This window comes from Vibrio sp. 10N.247.310.24, from assembly GCF_041467175.1.
In the GTDB taxonomy this organism is placed as follows: Bacteria; Pseudomonadota; Gammaproteobacteria; order Enterobacterales; family Vibrionaceae; genus Vibrio; species Vibrio tasmaniensis_A.
On record NZ_JBFSUD010000029.1, the window covers coordinates 42,476 to 59,730 of the forward strand.

The window sequence follows — 17,255 nt, forward strand, 5'->3', positions numbered from 1 at the left end:
CAACAAATAATAATTATCATTAAGCCTTCATAATGGATAAGAAAAAACAACGCAGCTTGAACAAGTGGCTTAAGCAACAGAGTAAGTTAGCGAAACGCTGGCTTATGATTGCGATTAGCCTTGGCGTACTTTCAAGCGTGTTCTTAATTGCTCAAGCAGCTCTTCTCGCCTCTATTCTTCACCAGCTGATCATCGAGAACGTCGATAAATCTGAACTGGTTGGTCATTTCGCAGGCTTGGCATTATCGGTCGTTGGCCGTGCTGGCTGTACATGGGGACGTGAAATCGCAGGTTATCGCTGTGGTGAACAGATCCGGGTCTACATCAGGCAACTCATCCTAGATAAACTACGTGAGTTAGGCCCTGCTTACATTAAAGGTAAACCTGCCGGTACGTGGGCAACGCTGTTGCTAGAACAAGTAGAAGACATGCAAGACTTCTTCTCTCGTTACCTGCCTCAGATGTCTCTGTCGGTAATGATTCCATTCATTATTTTGGTTGTGGTGTTCCCAGTTAACTGGGCAGCAGGATTGATCTTCTTACTGACTGCTCCACTGGTGCCGATGTTCATGGCACTTGTGGGTATGAAAGCGGCCGATGCAAACCGTAAAAACTTCAAAGCGCTGCAGCGCCTTTCCGGTCACTTTTACGACCGTTTACAGTCAATGACGACTATCCGTCTATTTGACCGCACCAACGCTGAAACAGAAGTACTTAAAGGTGCATCTGAAGTGTTCAGAACGCGTACCATGGATGTGTTGAAAATCGCTTTCTTGTCTTCTGCTGTACTTGAGTTCTTCACGTCGATCTCGATCGCGATGACCGCGGTTTACTTTGGTTTCACCTACATCGGTGAGCTTAACTTCGGTCACTACGGTGTTGGCATTACTCTATTCGCAGGTTTGTTCATCCTTATCTTGGCGCCAGAGTTTTACCAACCTCTACGTGACTTAGGTACTTTCTACCACGCGAAGCAACAAGCGGTTGGCGCAGCCGAAAGTATTGTCGAGTTCTTAGAAACCGACATCACTAAGGTTAAATCAGGCGACACTCAGCTCGATCCGGCTCAAGGCATCAATATTGAAGCTACCGACCTAAAAGTGTTAAGCCCTGAAGGTGTTCAATTGGTTGGTCCTATCTCGTTTGCACTGAACACTCGCCAATCGACTGCGTTAGTTGGCCCAAGTGGTGCGGGTAAAACGAGTTTGATCAACGCTATTCTTGGTTTCATGCCTTACGAAGGAAGCTTGAAAATCAATGGCATTGAACTGCGTGACTTAGACTTAGCCTCTTGGCGCAAGACGATCAGCTGGGTTGGTCAAAACCCATTGTTGTTGCACGGCAGTATTCGTGACAACGTCACCCTAGGTAAGCACGATATTGCTGACCAAGTTGTCGAGAATGCACTTGAGCAATCATTTGCTAGCGAGTTCGTTAACGAGCTCGGCTTGGATTACATGATTTCTGATCGCTCTGGCGGCCTGTCTGTTGGTCAATCTCAGCGTTTAGCTTTGGCTCGCGCAATGATTCAAGACGGTCAGTTCTGGTTATTAGATGAACCAACAGCCAGCCTAGATACTCGTAGTGAACAGTTAGTGATGAAAGGCATCAATAGCAACATTGAAAGCCGCACTGCCCTACTTGTGACGCACCAACTCGCTCCTCTTAAATCAGTCGATAATATTCTGGTTATGCGCGATGGTGGTCTGGTTGAACAAGGTCATTACTCTCAGCTTTCAACTGCGGGTGGTTTGTTTGAAGAGATGCTGAACGCGAACTTAGCTCAACAAGATAATAAGGGTAATTTAGATGCGTGATTTACTGCCTTACCTGAAACTCTATAAAAAGCATTGGTTTGGCCTATCGCTAGGCATGCTATTGGCTTTTGCTACTCTTTCGGCTTCTATTGGCTTGTTAACGCTATCAGGCTGGTTCATTTCAGCTTCTGCGGTTGCAGGCCTTACGATTGCACGTGAAACCTTCAACTACATGCTACCGGGTGGTGGTGTACGTGGTTTGGCAATGAGCCGAACGGCGGGTCGTTGGGGTGAACGTGTTGTCAGCCACAATGCGACATTCAAACTGTTAACTGATCTGCGTATCTTCTTCTTCAAGAAGCTGGCTCCGCTGATCCCAGGTCGTATTTCAAACCTTCGTGATGCTGACCTACTGAACCGTTTGGTTGCTGATGTCGACGCCATGGATCACGTGTACTTACGTTTAGTAAGCCCTGTGACGGTTGGTGTATTTGGGATTTTCTTCCTGACTCTGTTCTTAATGTGGTTTGACAGTTCACTTGGTTTGATCTTGGGTTCTATCCTTCTGATCATGCTTTTGGTTTGGCCAATCTTGTTCTACAAGCTGGGCAAGCGTAACGGCGGCGAACTGACACAGAACAAAGCAGACCTTCGTGTGACTACACTAGATTGGATTGAAGGCTACAGCGAACTGACTCTATTCGGTGCTGAAGAGCGTTACCGCAATGCGATTCTAGAAACGCAACACAAGCTAATGGCGAATCAGTTTGTGAATGCTAACCTAACCGGTATGGCTTCAGCAGCGCTAATGCTGTTCAACGGTTTGACGCTTGTTCTTATGCTTTGGCTTGCGGCTGACGGCGTGGGTGGTAATGCACCAGACCCGTTCATCGCGCTAATGGCATTCGCAACCATGGCAAGTTTTGAACTGCTGATGCCTATCGCAGGCGCGTTCCAGCATTTAGGTCAAACTCTGTCTTCTGCTCGTCGCTTGAACGAAGTGATTCTGTCGGAGCCTGAAGTTCAGTTTGCTGAAGAGAAACTCGACATCAACAAGCCGCTTGATATTACGTTCTCAAACGTGACGTTCAACTACCCTGATTCTGAGCGAAGTGTTCTGAACGCTGTTGAGCTAACGATTCCGGCAACGAACAAGGTTGCGATTGTGGGTCAAACGGGTTCAGGTAAATCGACTCTGATTCAGCTTCTGACTCGCTACTGGGATCCTAAGAAGGGTTACATCTCAATCGCAGGCATTGAACTAACACAATGGAACGAATCACAACTGCGTGAATCAATCAGTGTAGTAAGCCAACGTGTCGACATCTTGAATGGCAGCCTACGCGACAACTTGTTGATTGCGAAACCAGATGCCAACAATGAGCACCTAGCTAACATCCTTAAAGACGTTGGTCTAGAAAAGCTACTTGAGAATGACGCGCTTGATAGCTGGTTGGGTGACGGTGGTCGTCAACTGTCTGGTGGTGAGAAGCGCCGTATTGGTATTGCACGTGCGATTCTTCATGATGCCCCTATCCTGCTTCTCGATGAGCCGACAGAAGGCTTGGATAAGCAGACAGAACACAGCATCATGGCGCTGTTCGAGAAGCACTTCGAAGGCAAGACGGTTATCTTCATTACGCACCGTTTGATTGGTCTTGAATCCATGGATTCTATCGTTCTGATCGAACAAGGTGACATTGTTGAACATGGCTCTCACGAGACACTACTGAATGCACAAGGGCGTTACTTTCAACTTCGTCAGGCAATCTAGCTCCTCATAAGTTATAAAGAAAACGATTCAAAGCCCGAGTTTATACTCGGGCTTTTTTGTGTCTTTATGTTTTTGTATCTTCACTCTTGAGCAATCTATTAGGCAAGTTTGGTTTTAAGCCTCTTTACTAAATCACTGACTTATCGAATTGGTTTTAAACAAAGTTCTGTTTGAGCTTCTCTTCCAACGCTTTGACGCACAGTTTGATGGCAATCGGTGTGTTTGAGGCGAATGGATTCAACGCATAAACCGTGTTTGTGGGTAGTTGAAAACTTGGTAAGAGATCGACCACTTCATTTGATAGTTGATGAAGATAGAAGTCTGGGATCACACCAATGCCAACGCCAGATTTGATCAACGCGAGACAACTATGAAAGGAGTTCGTAGTGCAACTTGCTTGTTGTTGGTAAATAAAGTTTTGATCTGTTTGAGAAGTAAAGTGATGAGAAACTTGCTTACCTTGCCATGAGTTAGCAATGTAAGGAATAGATTCAAGCTCACGAGAACGCATGCTTTCAACGCCACACAACACGTCTTTAAACTCGCCCAAGCGTTTCTGCTTTAGGTTACTGTCACGAGAAGTTCCTACTCGTACTGCGAGATCAATATCGTGTTCCATGAAATCTAAGTGCTGATCATCGCTTATCAGCTCGGGTTTTAGCTTGGGATATTGCTTCATTAGATCTGCGACAACAGGGGCGACGAGCAAGTCCATAAGAGCATTCGGTGCAGTAATACGAATCCGACCTTGTGGCTCTTCTAGCTCAGCTTTGGCCATATCCCAAGCCGAGTCAGCAATCACGTTGATGTCTTTGCAGCTTAAATAAAAACGCTCACCCATACTGGTCAGAGATTGCCTCCGTGTTGTGCGTTTGAGAAGTGAAGCACCTAGTTCTTGTTCCAGAATTTTGAGGTGCTGACTGACGACGGACTTGGATAACTCAAGCTTTTCAGCCGCAGCTGATACTGAGCCCTGCTCTACGATGTGAGCGAAAATCGACATCTGCTTTAGCTTACTCATCCTATTGTTCTCTTTTTACATACAGTATTTTCTATTATCTCTGTTTTTCAACTTAATTTCCAAGGCTAAACTGAATCCAACTTATCGAGACACCCAAATCAAAGACACAGTGTTTGAAAGAAGACTGTTATGGAGAAAGACAATGTTAGACAACCAAATTTTAGAAGCATGTAAGCAAGGCATTAACGCGTGGCAGAAAGCATTCAACAGCCAAGATGCGAAAGGTTGTGCAGATCAATATGCTGAAAGCTGTGTAATGGAAGCGCGTCCATTTGGTACTTTTGAAGGTCGTGAAGCGATTCAAGCATTTTGGCAAAACATCATCGACCAAGGCTTCAAAGACATTGATTACACAGACGTTACGTGGGAAGAGCACCCAGAGGGCGGCTACATTTTGACGGCTAGTTGGACAATGAACAAAGCGTTTGGTGTTGTGCATCGTGAGCACTGGGCACTAGAAGCCGATGGTTGCGCTCGTTTAATCAGCGATGACTTTGAGGTTCAAGGCGAACGCTAGAGCTGCTCGCTTTTAAAAGAACAAGCCGCTTTAAAAAATAATGCGATAACAATAGTTATGTCGCTAAAAAATAGTTATGTCGCTAGAAAAACAAAGGCCGGTAGTCTGAATCAGACTACCGGCCTTCTCTTTTTATTCCAGCCGGTTATCGACTGCTTACGAAAAACAACCGTTATAGTGCCGCTTTCTTCGCTTCTGTAATCCAAGCATCAAACGTATTTCGGTTCGCTTTGATCCAACCGTTTACGTGCGCTTCGATATCAGCCGAGCTGTTCTTACCTTTACTCATCATCATGTTCTGAGCACTTACATCATTGATGTTAAGTTTGATGATTTCAAAAAGCTTCGCCGCAGATGGGTTGTTCTTAGCAAACTCTTTGTTCGCAATAATACGCATCGAGTTCATTTCGAAGCCGTAGTTCTTACCGTTAGACAAAGTAGTATCAACATTCGCACGATCACCCGGAAGTGAAGAGAATGGAACTTCTAACCAAACTACGTCTTCGTTAGGAACCAATACACCACTTACCCAATAAGGTGTCCACGTGTAGTAAAGAACTGACTCGCCCTTTTGGTAACGTGAAATCGTATCTGCGATGATCGCTGCATAGTTACCTTGGTTGTGAGTAACGGTATCGTCCAATTTGAATGCAGAGATTTGGTGTTCGATGACCATCTCACAACCCCAACCAGGGTTACAGCCCGTCAGGTCTGCTTTGCCATCGCCATCAGCATCAAACAGCTTAGCGATTTTTGGATCAGTCAATTGACCTATGTTAGTGATGTTGTACTTTTCAGCGGTTTTCTTATCAATAAGGTAACCTTGAGCGGCACCACTTACATATTGGCCTTCACGGTAGAATTTGTCATCGCCACCCGCCATTTTGTATTTGTCAGCGTGTAGTGGGAACCAACCTACTGTTAGGAACGTTGCGTCACCTTTTGCGATAGAAGTGTAAGCTACGTTGTAGTCCACTTCTTGCGTTGATTTCACATCGTAACCAAGCTCTTCTAAAGCACGGTTAACAATCAGTGTTTGGAACGTTTCTTCAGCAACTGAAGATTGAACGGGCTGAACTGATACACCTTCACCCGGTAAGCTTGCAGCCCACACGTTCGTTGATACAGCCAGTGTCGAAACGATGCTAACGGCTAGCTTACTCTTCCATGAATTATTCATTGGTGTTTTTCCTTAGTTGTAGTTCTGATTGTTTACCGCGATTTAAAGCTTTTAGCACAAGGGAAACAGGCCCCATGTGATACCAGCGTAATTTTGTATTACCTGCATTTACCCCGAGAACTTGGGTAATGCGGTCAAGTAGGATTGCAAGAATAACAATGCCTAGGCCACCAACAGCGGCTAATCCCATATCCAGTCGGCCAATACCTCTCAGTACCATTTGACCTAATCCACCTACCGCGATCATTGATGCGATAACCACCATCGATAGCGACAACATCAGTGTTTGGTTCACGCCCGCCATGATGGTTGGCAGTGCAAGTGGTAGTTGAATTCGGTAAAGCATCTGCTTTTTGCTGGCACCAAATGAGTGACCCGCTTCGATCAGATCTTCCGGTACTTGCTGAATACCCAAGATAGTCAAACGTACAACAGGAGGAAGTGCGAATATGATCGTCACCACCACACCCGGAACGTTACCGATACCAAACAACATTACGATGGGTACAAGATAAACGAAGGCTGGCGTCGTTTGCATGGCGTCGAGAATTGGGCGTACGAATTTAGCCGCGGTATTGCTGCGGGCGAGCCATATCCCCATGGGTAAGCCGATCAGCAGACAGAAGAATACCGATGTCATAACCAGTGAAAGCGTGGTCATCGCTTCAGACCAAGCGCCAATCAAGCCAATAAAAGTCAAAGAAACGGCTGTAGCCAAACCAAGCTTCAGGTTTGAAAACTGCCATGCAACTAAAAACAAAATGATCAACATGAATGGTGCAGGTGTCGACACCAACGCCGTTTCAAATGAACTTAGAATGAAATCGATAGGCACACGGATTGCTTGAAACAATGGACGTCCGTGCTCAACTAACCAATTCAGTCCAGACTCTACCCAAGTGTCGACGGGCAAAACTGCTTCTGCAAAAGGGTTAAGTGGATCAAAAGGTGTCGTTTCGACTGTTTCGCTGCTTAACCAATCTGCTGATGGTGAGGTATCTGCTGCTTGACCCCAAGGATCACTTGATGGCTGAGCTGCTGGAGCTGATTGAGACCATGGGTCATTATTTGTTTGTTCAGACGACATGATCTACCCCTTATCCAATGTTTGTAACAGTCGCGACTTAGTTACCACGCCAAAGTAATTACCTTGCTCATCCACAACAGGAACGGAGTAAGGCACACCGCCAACAAGGCCAAGCACATCGTTGATTGGTAAATCAGGGTTCAGCGTTAGGCCATCATCGAGCTGCGCACTGACGAGTGATTTGTTCTCTTTGTGTGCTTTACGAAGGGAATCAACAGAGACAATGCCGGAGTAACGACTGCTTTTCTCAACAACAATGCCTTATTCACGGTCGTTATCCATCAAGATTTGTAGAGCGGACGCTGGGCCGTCATGTTCTGATTTTTTAAATACCGCCGCTGGCTTCTTACGTGCAATGTCTTTCACCGTAAGAACACTTGCTACATTCACACCGCGGAAGAAAGCTTCGACATAATCGTTCGCTGGGTTGTTAAGAATTTCGTCTGGGGTACCCACTTGAACCACCTCACCGTTTTGCATAATGGCAATACGGTCACCGATTCGCATCGCTTCATCCAAATCATGGGAGATGAAAACAATGGTTCGTTTATCGTCATTTTGAAGGCGAATAAGCTCATCTTGCATTTCAGTACGAATCAAAGGATCGAGCGCCGAGAATGCTTCATCCATCAACAAGATATCAGGGTCACATGCTAGAGCACGAGCCAAACCAACACGCTGCTTCATACCGCCAGACAATTCATCAGGGTAAGATTCTGAATACGGCCCGAGACCGACTCGTTCCAACGCTTCAAATGCTGACTGTTTTCTCTTATCGACTTCAACACCCGCTAGTTCAAGACCAAACGCGGCGTTTTCAATCACTGTCATGTGAGGCATCAATGCGAAGTTTTGGAAAACCATGGAGATGTTGTTGCGACGGACTTCGCGGAGCTCATCTTCTGAGGTGTGGGCAATGTCTTTGCCTCGAAGAAGCACATTACCTTTGGTAGGTTCAATCAAGCGGTTAAGAAGGCGTACTAGGGTTGATTTGCCAGATCCTGACAGGCCCATTATGACGAAAATCTCGCCTTCTTGAATGCTAAGAGAAACATCGTTAACGCCGATCGTTAACCCTGTTTCTTCGAAAACTTTATCTTTGTTCGCGCCTTCATTAATCATTGTAAAAGCACGGTCGGTGTCTTCACCAAACACCTTGTACAGTCCCTTAACTTCCAGTATGGGATCCATGTAATTTAATCCTTTCTTAGTTATCTAAACTAATAGTTATTTAAACTCAAAACCGATTATTTAAACTTAAAAACGGTTATTTAAACCCGAAAAACGATTAGCACTCTAAGCAATTAACCCATGCAAATCAAGGGGCATCGTTCTGTAAAGTCAATGAAAAACCGTTAAAACCCCAGCCCAAACAAAGGTCAAATATCAAGCCCATACAAAGCAAAATATTGATAATAAGGAAATTTAAATCACACTCAACACCTGCGGCATTATGTATTACTTACAGATAGATTATTGAATATTTATTTCACATCAGAACAATTAATAGGCTAAATAGACCAAGAATATGCACAAATAGTTCGTGTACAAACAATTTGAATACAAACCAATTAAGAGGATTTAAACGCCACTAAGACCGGTAAATTAACACCATTACGAGGCGCGCACTCACAATGACTTTTACACACATATGAAGGGCAATCTGGATAGAGTCCGTCCAATTAGGCACAGATCGGATTGATACCTTCATCTCCGATATAGAAGACATAACACCAACTGTGATACTTGCTGCAAACTGTCAAAAGTCGATTACCCAGGCCGAAAGACAACTTGTAGAGTACACATTGCTGATCCATTCTTTATCTAAAGGCTGGATACTCTTTCGGACGGATAAAAGGACAGGTATTAGAATGATAAAAATGCTGGTGTGTGACTTTGATGGCACGCTTGATGGCGGCTCGTCTCATGGGGTTGATCAGTTGTTTAACTACTTAACAAAACAACCGGATATCCGCTTTATCATCGCGACAGGTAGAACACTGCCCTCAATTCGTGTGGGTTTAGCTTCTGACAACTACCCGAAACCACACACGATTATCAGCGACGTAGGCACGAGAATTCATCACGAGCACTCCCAAACACCGGATCACACCTGGCACAATCAATTAGAAGCGTCTTGGAACAAGTCAAAGGTTGAGTCTGCACTTGCATCGCTCGATTTCATGGGAGAGCGCTTAGAGAGCCATCAAGGGGAATACAAGATCACTTTCGAAGGAAAACTCTCAGAGCCTCAACATGAGCTGATCGCATCTCGTCTGGAATCACACGGTTTAGATGTACACCTTACTTATTCCCACGATTGGTACTTAGATATCACGCCTAAGGGTGTCAACAAGGCCACAGCGATTCATCATCTACTTAAACAACATCAGTTAAGCATTGAAGAGGTATGCGTGGCTGGCGATTCAGCGAACGACACCTCGATGCTAACCATAGATGGCGTAAATTCAATATTGGTCGCGAATCATTACCCTGAGATCGCTCACCTGTCCGATCGAGATAACGTATACACCAGCAGAGCAACACATGCAGAGGGTGTGTTAGAAGGCCTTAAATACTGGCAAGGGCTTGCTGCGTCGGGTAATTAATACAAGTGTATCAAGCAGATCGCCTCGACTTGATACACTTATTTCCAACCAGGAAGCCAATGATCCTTATCGGTTAGATCGCGCCAGTTAATGTCTTCTTCTCGTTTCGTCATCACCGCTTCTATTAAGCAACGAATGACCTCCCCTTCTTCGAATTCGACCTCCGTGATCATAAAGTGCTTTTCTTTCTTTACTGGGCTAACGGCCGTCCATTTACTGCGAAGTAGTTTCTTTGGATTGATTCGATTCATTGATTCCCCTATCTGGTTGGGTAGTTGTCACTGTTCGTTAGTACTTTATCTATAATCCTCAAAGAGTTAAAAAGATCACTTCATGTTAAGAAAGCCTACGGTTCAACCCCAGGTAAGTCATAACTAAAATCAATAAAATAAATCGTGAACTCGGTACAATAGTTGCCACCAGTTCACAAACAAACTCCCCATGAGCCAAACAGAGTTCCAACAAAAAATAGCGAGCTTTACTTCGATTGAACAAGCGCTTGATTACTTCGAAATAGGCTTTGATAGAAAGTTCATCGACCAAAATAGAATAGAGCTTGTGAAGCGCTTCAATGGTTATCTGATCCTGTCAAAGCCGGATGATTGGTTTGCTGGAAGAAGAGCGCTGAAAAATGCGTACTGTAAGGTGCAACGCAGTAAACTCGATCGCTATACACGCTCTGCCTGTCGTGGTTGCACGACTTGCCAACGTCGATAGCTCAAAGTTAACCGTTAAATAGCTGTCGATTTAAAAGTAGGCAGCTAAAAACAGATAGCTGAAATAACATCTCATTACGATTTAGTTAGTGGTTTGCTCGAAAAAAAGTGTGCTAATCTTACGGCAACTCAACTACGAGATAAAAACTACAATGAAAATTTTCAGCAACTTCGAAAGCGGCAACATTCACGTCGTTTCAGCAGATTCACCACAAAACATTCAACTAACTATTCCAGCGGATAATCAAACTGAAATCGCACAATGGTTTCATTTCCGCTTAGAAAGTGAAGCTCAACAAGCTCACCACTTTGAAATCGGCCAATTGGCAACATCTGCCTACCCTGAAGGCTGGAAAGATTATGATGTGGTTGCATCGTATGACCGTGAAGAGTGGTTCCGCATTCCATCTCAATTCGATGGCGACACTTTAAGCTTTGATATCATTCCTGAACACGATTCAATGTACTTCGCGTACTTCGCACCGTATTCATACGATCGTCATCAAGATCTCTTGCACAGTGCTCAAACGCACCCTGCTTGTAAGCTAGAAACTCTGGGCCATACGTTAGATAACAACGACATCACTTTGCTAACCATCGGTGAGCCAAGTGCAGAGAAGAAAAACATCTGGGTTATTGGTCGCCAACATCCGGGCGAGACCATGGCTGAATGGCTGATCGAAGGTCTGCTACAACGCTTGCTTGATGAGACAGACACAGTAGGCCGCTCACTGCTAGACAGCGTTGTATTCCGCGTTGTACCTAACATGAACCCAGACGGCAGTATCCGTGGCCACCTACGCACTAACGGTATTGGCGTTAACCTAAACCGTGAATGGCAGTCACCTTCTATGGAACGCAGCCCTGAGGTTTTCCTTGTTCGCGAGCGCATGCTAGAGACTGGTGTTGACCTTTGTCTAGACATTCACGGCGACGAAGCAATCCCATATAACTTTGTTGCTGGTAGCGAAGGCACACCTTCATACAACGAGCGCATTGCAAAACTAGAGAATCACTTCAAGCAAGCTCTTCTGACTATCACGCCAGAGTTCCAAGATGAATTTGGTTACGATAAAGACGAACCGGGCAAAGCAAATATGACCGTCGGCACAAACTGGATCGGCGAACAGTTCAAGTGTTTGGCATACACTGTCGAGATGCCATTTAAAGATCACATCAGCCACGCTGACGAACTGTACGGTTGGTCTCCAGAGCGCAGTGTTGCATTTGGTCACGACATGCTAGCAGCGGTTTGGGCAACAGTCGACGAGCTATAAGACGAAGCAAACTTGTTAGTTTGTCTTTAGAAGTAGTTTGTTCATATAGATGACAAAGCCCAGCACTTGTCAAAGTGCTGGGCTTTTTATATCAGATAACGATGAGTTACTTGGGTTTTAGGCGTATAGAAGCTTTGCTTATGCCACTCTGAGGTTCGCGAAGAAAACCGGGTACCTTTGCCTAATGTGTCGTTGTTCAGCCACCATATCTTTGAAACTCGGGCCTTGTGATAACAGAACGATCACTTCATCGCCTTCTTGCCTCAATACAGAACCACGAATATCAATGCTGTTATTACCATGCAACCATAAAGTGCCTGCCATTGAGAAGCCTCGATAGACCGGGATGATGTTACTCATCATCAAGCGCACGCCTTTTTCAGAAACTTCACTGACATGAAAAAGTTCATCTTTGATTCGTATCACTGGGCGCGCCTTTTTAGGGTACTTCAGGCGGTAATACTCACGTTTCTGGGTGAATGACTCTTCACTCATCGATGACTCCCTATCTTTGTTTCATGTTTCTGTTTCTTGGTAAAAATGAACAAGCTAACTATCTGTTGTTTTCTGTTTCAAATCTAAGCTCGAAACATACACATTCATCCAATTGATGACTGTCCATTATATCGACTTTACATAGCAATGCTTTAGCCATTTATGAAGAGACTCTAAAATTCCTGAGGATTCAGTAAAAAATGAGAACTGAATAGAATATGGTATATGCCCCATTCTTAGCAACACTACCTCAGAGCTGAAACAATGCTAGTTGAATACTAAAGCCCACAAATAGAACACCACAAACAATGTTCATCATTTGTGAGGTTCGCTTTTGAACCAACAAGCGCTTGAACGTATCCGCCATTAAGATCACAATCAAGAACCACATCGACACTACTGTCGCCTGAATCCCACCAAGCATCAAACTGTCTGTCACAATCGCATCTTTTGAAACAAATTGAGGGAATATAGAAAGATAAAACAGGACGATTTTAGGATTCAGTAGATTAGTGAGGAGCCCTTTGAAAAATTGATTGTATAGCTTACTTCCCGATGCACTTACCGCATAAAGTACACCCTCTTGAGCACGCAGGGCCGCGCGAAAATGGTTATACCCAAGCCAGACAAGATACAAAACCCCAGCCCACTTAAGCCCTTCAAAGGCCATTGGGGTGTTCGACAATAACAAACTTATGCCGTTGGCCGAGATAAAGGCGTGAAAAAAGAAACCACATGACACGCCCAACACGTTCACAAATGCGAACAGCTTCCTTTGAGTTAAGGCTGTGCTTAATACCAGCAAAGCATTAGGGCCTGGAATAATGGCAATAAAAAACACGATAACAATAAACAGCGATATACTGTCCCAACTCATTTCGAACTCATTTCATGAACATTTTTAGGGCGGACATTGTACGTCCATTCAATGCCATTACAATATGATGAACGTTTAATTATCGCGTATGGCTAACATACATAATTCACGCATAAAATGAGAGCGTTTATCGTGTAACGTTACAAAACTGATTTTCTAACATTTGCAGCCCTGTTAGACTCCACCTCCCTTTTGATACTTGGTTCATTTATGTCATTTGATAGCCTAGCCCTTAACCCAAAAACCGTCTCCGCGATCCCATCTCAATTCAATAAGCCGACAGAGATACAGCAAGCGGTAATTCCTACAATTATTGCGGGGAAAGACGTGCTGGCGTTGGCTCAAACGGGTAGCGGAAAAACGTTGGCATTTGGCTTACCTTTGCTGAACAGCATCAAGCATGATGTAAATGAACTACAAGCGATAATCATTGTTCCAACCCGTGAACTTGCCTCTCAAGTAGCCAAAGCACTAGAACCCATCGCAACCACACTTGATATCAAAACAGTGACACTGACTGGTGGAGTTGATATCGAGATCCAGCAACAGCAATTGTTAGAAAAGCCACAACTCGTGATCGCAACTCCTGGCCGAATACATGCCGTTATTCAAGAGAACAAGCTCGAGCTAACCCAATGCAAGTCTTTAGTTCTTGATGAGGCAGACCGTTTACTCGACATGGGATTTTGGCCAGATGTTCAAACCATTATTTCTGCTCTTCCTAAAAAGCATCAAACACTGTTGTTTTCGGCTACGCTGCCAAAAGAGCTGATCAGTCAGACTGAGGCGCTTCTTGTTAATCCAGTAAAAGTTACGACGCATCAAGAAAACAGCGTGGTCGCGGCTATTGAAGAAACTCTGTACTTAGTGAACAAAGGCAGTAAAGCTCAAGCGCTGATCGCCCTAGTCAATCAGCACGCATGGTCGCAGGTCTTGGTATTTATTGGCGCAAAAGACAATGCAGATGCATTAACCAAGCGATTGAATAAAGCCAAAATCAGTGTGAATGCGCTACACGGAAATAAGAGCCAAGAAGAGCGAGAGCAAGCATTAGAGAGTTTCAAAAATGGCAAGACTCGTGTGCTTATCGCCACCGACGTTATGGCTAGAGGCATCCATATTGATCAACTACCTGTCGTAATTAACTTTGATTTGCCATCGCATTCGGCGACTTACGTCCACCGAGTTGGTCGCACAGCAAGAGCAGGAAGTACTGGCAGCGCGATCTCTCTGGTTAGCCACAGCGAAACTGACTACCTGAATGCAATTCGTACTCTGACCAATAAACCTCTTATGCTACAAGCGTTGGAAGGCTTCCCTGTTACAGACAAACCTGCATCTGAAACGGCAGCTCGCAAACGTCCGCCTAAAGACAAAATGGCTAACCGAAGAACCGCAAAAAAGAAGAGTGTTAAGCAATTTAAGAGCAAACCAAGTTCTTCGAAATAACCTGTTCTTCAAAATAACCACAGAAAATCGAATAGCCCAGTTTGCACTGGGCTTTTTTATGGTTCATCTCATATTAGCAGGACCAAAATACAAACTTACGCCCTCAAACCTCCATAAAGATGCCAACCTAAATGACACTTTTATGAATTATGATGCCAAGGTATTGATTCTTGGTTGCTCAAAAAAAATACTCTGAAATCACGTTGACGCCCCTATATCTGACAACTAGATTTTTCTATTAGTGTCTAAAAACCGGGAGGTCATTGAAATGAAACGTGCAAGCTCTACATATCGATTACAACTGATTAAGGAAGTGGCAACTCGCCGAGATCGTCAGCGTTCTAATGACCCGATGGCAAACTACATACAAAACCTAATAGACAACAAAGATGACTGTGATACCTCGGTGGAGCGTAACCAGAGATTCAGTGGCAGTCATTTTGATGAGCATATTGGTGGTTGGGTTAGCGACCATTGGGGTAGCAAGTAAGCCTACATCTCTAGTCACTGATATAGTCGATAGAACAGCATCGTTAGCTGTAAAATTAATATCTGCATTAACCTATTATCTGCAACAATTCCCTATCCAAGAGTAAGCAGAAAGTGTCTGAGTTAAAAAGAGAAAAAGAAGTGATGGTTGCCTTCCAAGTGATCCCTCGCGTTAAAGAAGGCAACAACTTCGAAGTGGTTGATAAAGCAATTGAAGTTGTGAAAGCTGCCGATGTGCCTTTCCAAGTCGGAGCTATGGAAACCACGATGAAAGGTGAACTCAACCAACTGCTAGATATCGTTAAAAAAGCAGAACAAGCTTGCTACGATGCAGGGGCTGTAGAAGTGATCACAAACATTAAAATTCACAGTAAAACCACCGAAGCCGATGATACATTTTGCACGTACCATCGTGGTGTAACGAAAGCGAATCACATGTTTGTTTAGCAATATGTTTATTTCAGAAAGCTGTTTATTTAAGAAAACAGGGCTTTAAGAAAGACTCTGAAGAACCAGTGATGTTATTGAAAAGGCATGTCTGAAAGGTGAGAAAGGATTTCCATTCGCTCTTCTTCTGACATCGAATGCCAATCACGCGGAGTCTCTTCAGGGTCATCTTTCGCCCCGATTGGTTTTCGATCCAGTGCTTTAACTGGCTCTTTTTTGAATTTTCCGTTCTTTTTATTCATACCGACACCACTCCTTCAGGTACAAAGGTACCTACCTTAATATTACACCCCAACCATTATGTAAAGTAATAGTTACCTCGAGGTTAAATAAAATTTCAATACTTCCTCTTTAGCCGAAAAGATCTCTTTGGGGACTTGTACTTCCCTCTTCGTCAACCGACTTACCAACCAAATTTTTTTGCTTCATTATTTTTCTTCTATAGCGCTGACGACACAGCTTTATGACGTGTAACTGTTCTGACGGCGTCATCGACATCCAATTAAAGCGCTCCTCCCTTTTACGCATACAGCCATTGCAATAGCCTTTGTCATCGCTTGAGCAAACCCCGACGCAAGGGCTTGGAACTTGGAAAAACTCTAACTGCTCCACCGCGCCTCCTTACATAATCAAAATTACGCTTACTATCTCAAAAATAAGCGATTAATTTGTCGCCTAGCTCATGAAATCCATACTAAACTATGACCTTATACTGACACATATAGTGTTTTGTAAACTATACTTTGAACCCATCAAGTTACACTTATTCGGTAACTTCGTTCTTTCCTTTGGAGCCTTATAATATGAAGTTTAGTTCAAAAAAATTACTAGCAGTAGCCGCTTTACCTATGATGCTAGCAGCATGCACAACAACAGGTGATAACGCGATGCAAGTAACACCAACCGATCTACAGCACCATAATTGGGAACTTGCGCAAATTGATGGCAAGAACATTGAGAAAAGCGAACACCAAGCGACACCTCGTCTAGAGATCGGCGAAAAGATGACGGCAAACGGCATGGCTGGTTGTAACAACTTCTTCGGTCAAGGCGAACTAAAAGACGGTCAATTCCGCATTAAGCAAATGGGCATGACCATGAAAATGTGTCACGGCTCAGCAATGGAAATCGAACAATCGGTTTCCGCGACTCTAAGCGAGTGGAGCGACGTAACACTAACAAACGATACGCTAGTATTGAAAAACGATGTACACACGCTAACGTACACAATTCGTGACTGGGTAAACTAATCAGTCAAAGAAACCAAATATTGATTGAAGGAGCCCTAGTGGCTCCTTTTTTATTGCTTTTTTACACTCATGATTCCTTCAAAACTGACACTCATCGCTTACTTTTCGTACCAACCTCCAATAAACCTAAAAAATCTATCATTTGAGTGCAATAAATTCATCAGTTCAACGGTCTGTTGCTAGGATGGTAATAGCCCTTAAGTAATTGATTGAATTTACTGTTGAATTAGAAATTATTTCAGAAACAGATAGAATAATAGGGCGTGTTGATCTTTCGAGCTGATTTTTGCAGCGAGTTGCTGGGTATTTA

Annotated in this window: 18 protein-coding genes and 1 pseudogene; 10 read left to right on the top strand and 9 right to left on the bottom strand. The window is 44.0% G+C overall.

Annotated elements, in window-relative coordinates:
* The first annotated feature begins 32 nt into the window (after window positions 1-32).
* Complete coding sequence (gene cydD, locus AB6E08_RS11225) at window positions 33-1,817, top strand: heme ABC transporter permease/ATP-binding protein CydD (RefSeq protein WP_372063614.1); 1,785 nt, start codon at window positions 33-35, stop codon at window positions 1,815-1,817.
* On the top strand, window positions 1,810-3,531 hold the full coding sequence (gene cydC / locus AB6E08_RS11230) for a heme ABC transporter ATP-binding protein/permease CydC (RefSeq protein WP_372063616.1): 1,722 nt from the start codon (window positions 1,810-1,812) through the stop codon (window positions 3,529-3,531). Before cydD ends, cydC begins: the two co-directional genes overlap by 8 nt.
* Before the next feature lie 154 nt (window positions 3,532-3,685).
* Here cydC and AB6E08_RS11235 read toward each other — a convergent pair whose 3' ends face one another.
* On the bottom strand, window positions 3,686-4,552 hold the full coding sequence (locus AB6E08_RS11235) for a LysR family transcriptional regulator (protein WP_017098637.1): 867 nt from the start codon (window positions 4,550-4,552) through the stop codon (window positions 3,686-3,688).
* 142 nt (window positions 4,553-4,694) lie between these two features.
* Between AB6E08_RS11235 and AB6E08_RS11240 the strand changes: the two genes are divergently transcribed.
* Complete coding sequence (locus AB6E08_RS11240) at window positions 4,695-5,069, top strand: nuclear transport factor 2 family protein (RefSeq protein ID WP_372063618.1); 375 nt, start codon at window positions 4,695-4,697, stop codon at window positions 5,067-5,069.
* 172 nt (window positions 5,070-5,241) lie between these two features.
* Here AB6E08_RS11240 and proX read toward each other — a convergent pair whose 3' ends face one another.
* The 3 genes and pseudogenes from proX to proV all read right to left on the bottom strand — a co-directional run bounded on the left by proX (window position 5,242) and on the right by proV (window position 8,527).
* Window positions 5,242-6,249, bottom strand: coding sequence for a glycine betaine/L-proline ABC transporter substrate-binding protein ProX (proX, locus tag AB6E08_RS11245; RefSeq protein ID WP_009846457.1), 1,008 nt, complete (start codon window positions 6,247-6,249; stop codon window positions 5,242-5,244).
* The gene (proW, locus tag AB6E08_RS11250; RefSeq protein ID WP_017104248.1) at window positions 6,242-7,336 is read right to left on the bottom strand and encodes a glycine betaine/L-proline ABC transporter permease ProW; all 1,095 of its coding nucleotides are present in this window, start codon (window positions 7,334-7,336) and stop codon (window positions 6,242-6,244) included. Before proW ends, proX begins: the two co-directional genes overlap by 8 nt.
* A gap of 3 nt (window positions 7,337-7,339) precedes the next feature.
* Window positions 7,340-8,527, bottom strand: a pseudogene (gene proV / locus AB6E08_RS11255) (glycine betaine/L-proline ABC transporter ATP-binding protein ProV).
* 680 nt (window positions 8,528-9,207) lie between these two features.
* Between proV and AB6E08_RS11260 the strand changes: the two are divergent.
* The gene (locus tag AB6E08_RS11260) at window positions 9,208-9,945 is read left to right on the top strand and encodes an HAD-IIB family hydrolase (RefSeq protein ID WP_029223161.1); all 738 of its coding nucleotides are present in this window, start codon (window positions 9,208-9,210) and stop codon (window positions 9,943-9,945) included.
* 38 nt (window positions 9,946-9,983) lie between these two features.
* Here the strand turns inward: AB6E08_RS11260 and AB6E08_RS11265 are convergent, their stop codons facing one another.
* Complete coding sequence (locus tag AB6E08_RS11265) at window positions 9,984-10,196, bottom strand: TIGR02450 family Trp-rich protein (protein WP_009846453.1); 213 nt, start codon at window positions 10,194-10,196, stop codon at window positions 9,984-9,986.
* A 190-nt stretch (window positions 10,197-10,386) separates the two neighbouring features.
* Between AB6E08_RS11265 and AB6E08_RS11270 the strand changes: the two genes are divergently transcribed.
* Together AB6E08_RS11270 and AB6E08_RS11275 are read left to right on the top strand one after the other, a co-directional pair.
* Entirely contained in the window at window positions 10,387-10,662 is a 276-nt protein-coding gene (locus AB6E08_RS11270) for a nitrogenase-stabilizing/protective protein NifW (protein ID WP_017104249.1), read from the top strand.
* Window positions 10,663-10,813: 151 nt separating this feature from the next.
* On the top strand, window positions 10,814-11,938 hold the full coding sequence (locus AB6E08_RS11275) for a M14-type cytosolic carboxypeptidase (RefSeq protein ID WP_029223162.1): 1,125 nt from the start codon (window positions 10,814-10,816) through the stop codon (window positions 11,936-11,938).
* Window positions 11,939-12,076: 138 nt separating this feature from the next.
* Here AB6E08_RS11275 and AB6E08_RS11280 read toward each other — a convergent pair whose 3' ends face one another.
* Both AB6E08_RS11280 and AB6E08_RS11285 read right to left on the bottom strand, forming a co-directional pair.
* Window positions 12,077-12,433: a hypothetical protein gene (locus AB6E08_RS11280; protein ID WP_012603678.1), complete on the bottom strand. Its 357-nt coding sequence runs from the start codon at window positions 12,431-12,433 to the stop codon at window positions 12,077-12,079.
* A gap of 250 nt (window positions 12,434-12,683) precedes the next feature.
* Window positions 12,684-13,310: a LysE family translocator gene (locus tag AB6E08_RS11285; protein ID WP_012603677.1), complete on the bottom strand. Its 627-nt coding sequence runs from the start codon at window positions 13,308-13,310 to the stop codon at window positions 12,684-12,686.
* A gap of 210 nt (window positions 13,311-13,520) precedes the next feature.
* On the opposite strand from AB6E08_RS11285, the gene AB6E08_RS11290 reads away from it, so the two are divergent.
* From AB6E08_RS11290 to AB6E08_RS11300, 3 genes are all read left to right on the top strand, one after another.
* Window positions 13,521-14,759, top strand: coding sequence for a DEAD/DEAH box helicase (locus AB6E08_RS11290; RefSeq protein WP_372063622.1), 1,239 nt, complete (start codon window positions 13,521-13,523; stop codon window positions 14,757-14,759).
* 268 nt (window positions 14,760-15,027) lie between these two features.
* A complete protein-coding gene (locus tag AB6E08_RS11295; protein ID WP_009846448.1) occupies window positions 15,028-15,249 on the top strand; it encodes a hypothetical protein in 222 nt (73 codons plus the stop codon).
* 143 nt (window positions 15,250-15,392) lie between these two features.
* The gene (locus tag AB6E08_RS11300; RefSeq protein ID WP_017065764.1) at window positions 15,393-15,695 is read left to right on the top strand and encodes a thiamine-binding protein; all 303 of its coding nucleotides are present in this window, start codon (window positions 15,393-15,395) and stop codon (window positions 15,693-15,695) included.
* Window positions 15,696-15,769: 74 nt separating this feature from the next.
* Here AB6E08_RS11300 and AB6E08_RS11305 read toward each other — a convergent pair whose 3' ends face one another.
* Together AB6E08_RS11305 and AB6E08_RS11310 are read right to left on the bottom strand one after the other, a co-directional pair.
* Window positions 15,770-15,937: a hypothetical protein gene (locus tag AB6E08_RS11305; protein WP_017098648.1), complete on the bottom strand. Its 168-nt coding sequence runs from the start codon at window positions 15,935-15,937 to the stop codon at window positions 15,770-15,772.
* A gap of 109 nt (window positions 15,938-16,046) precedes the next feature.
* A complete protein-coding gene (locus AB6E08_RS11310) occupies window positions 16,047-16,307 on the bottom strand; it encodes a DUF1289 domain-containing protein (RefSeq protein WP_017098649.1) in 261 nt (86 codons plus the stop codon).
* 191 nt (window positions 16,308-16,498) lie between these two features.
* Between AB6E08_RS11310 and AB6E08_RS11315 the strand changes: the two genes are divergently transcribed.
* Window positions 16,499-16,945, top strand: a complete 447-nt coding sequence (locus AB6E08_RS11315; protein WP_009846444.1) for an META domain-containing protein — start codon at window positions 16,499-16,501, stop codon at window positions 16,943-16,945.
* Window positions 16,946-17,255 lie beyond the last annotated feature (310 nt).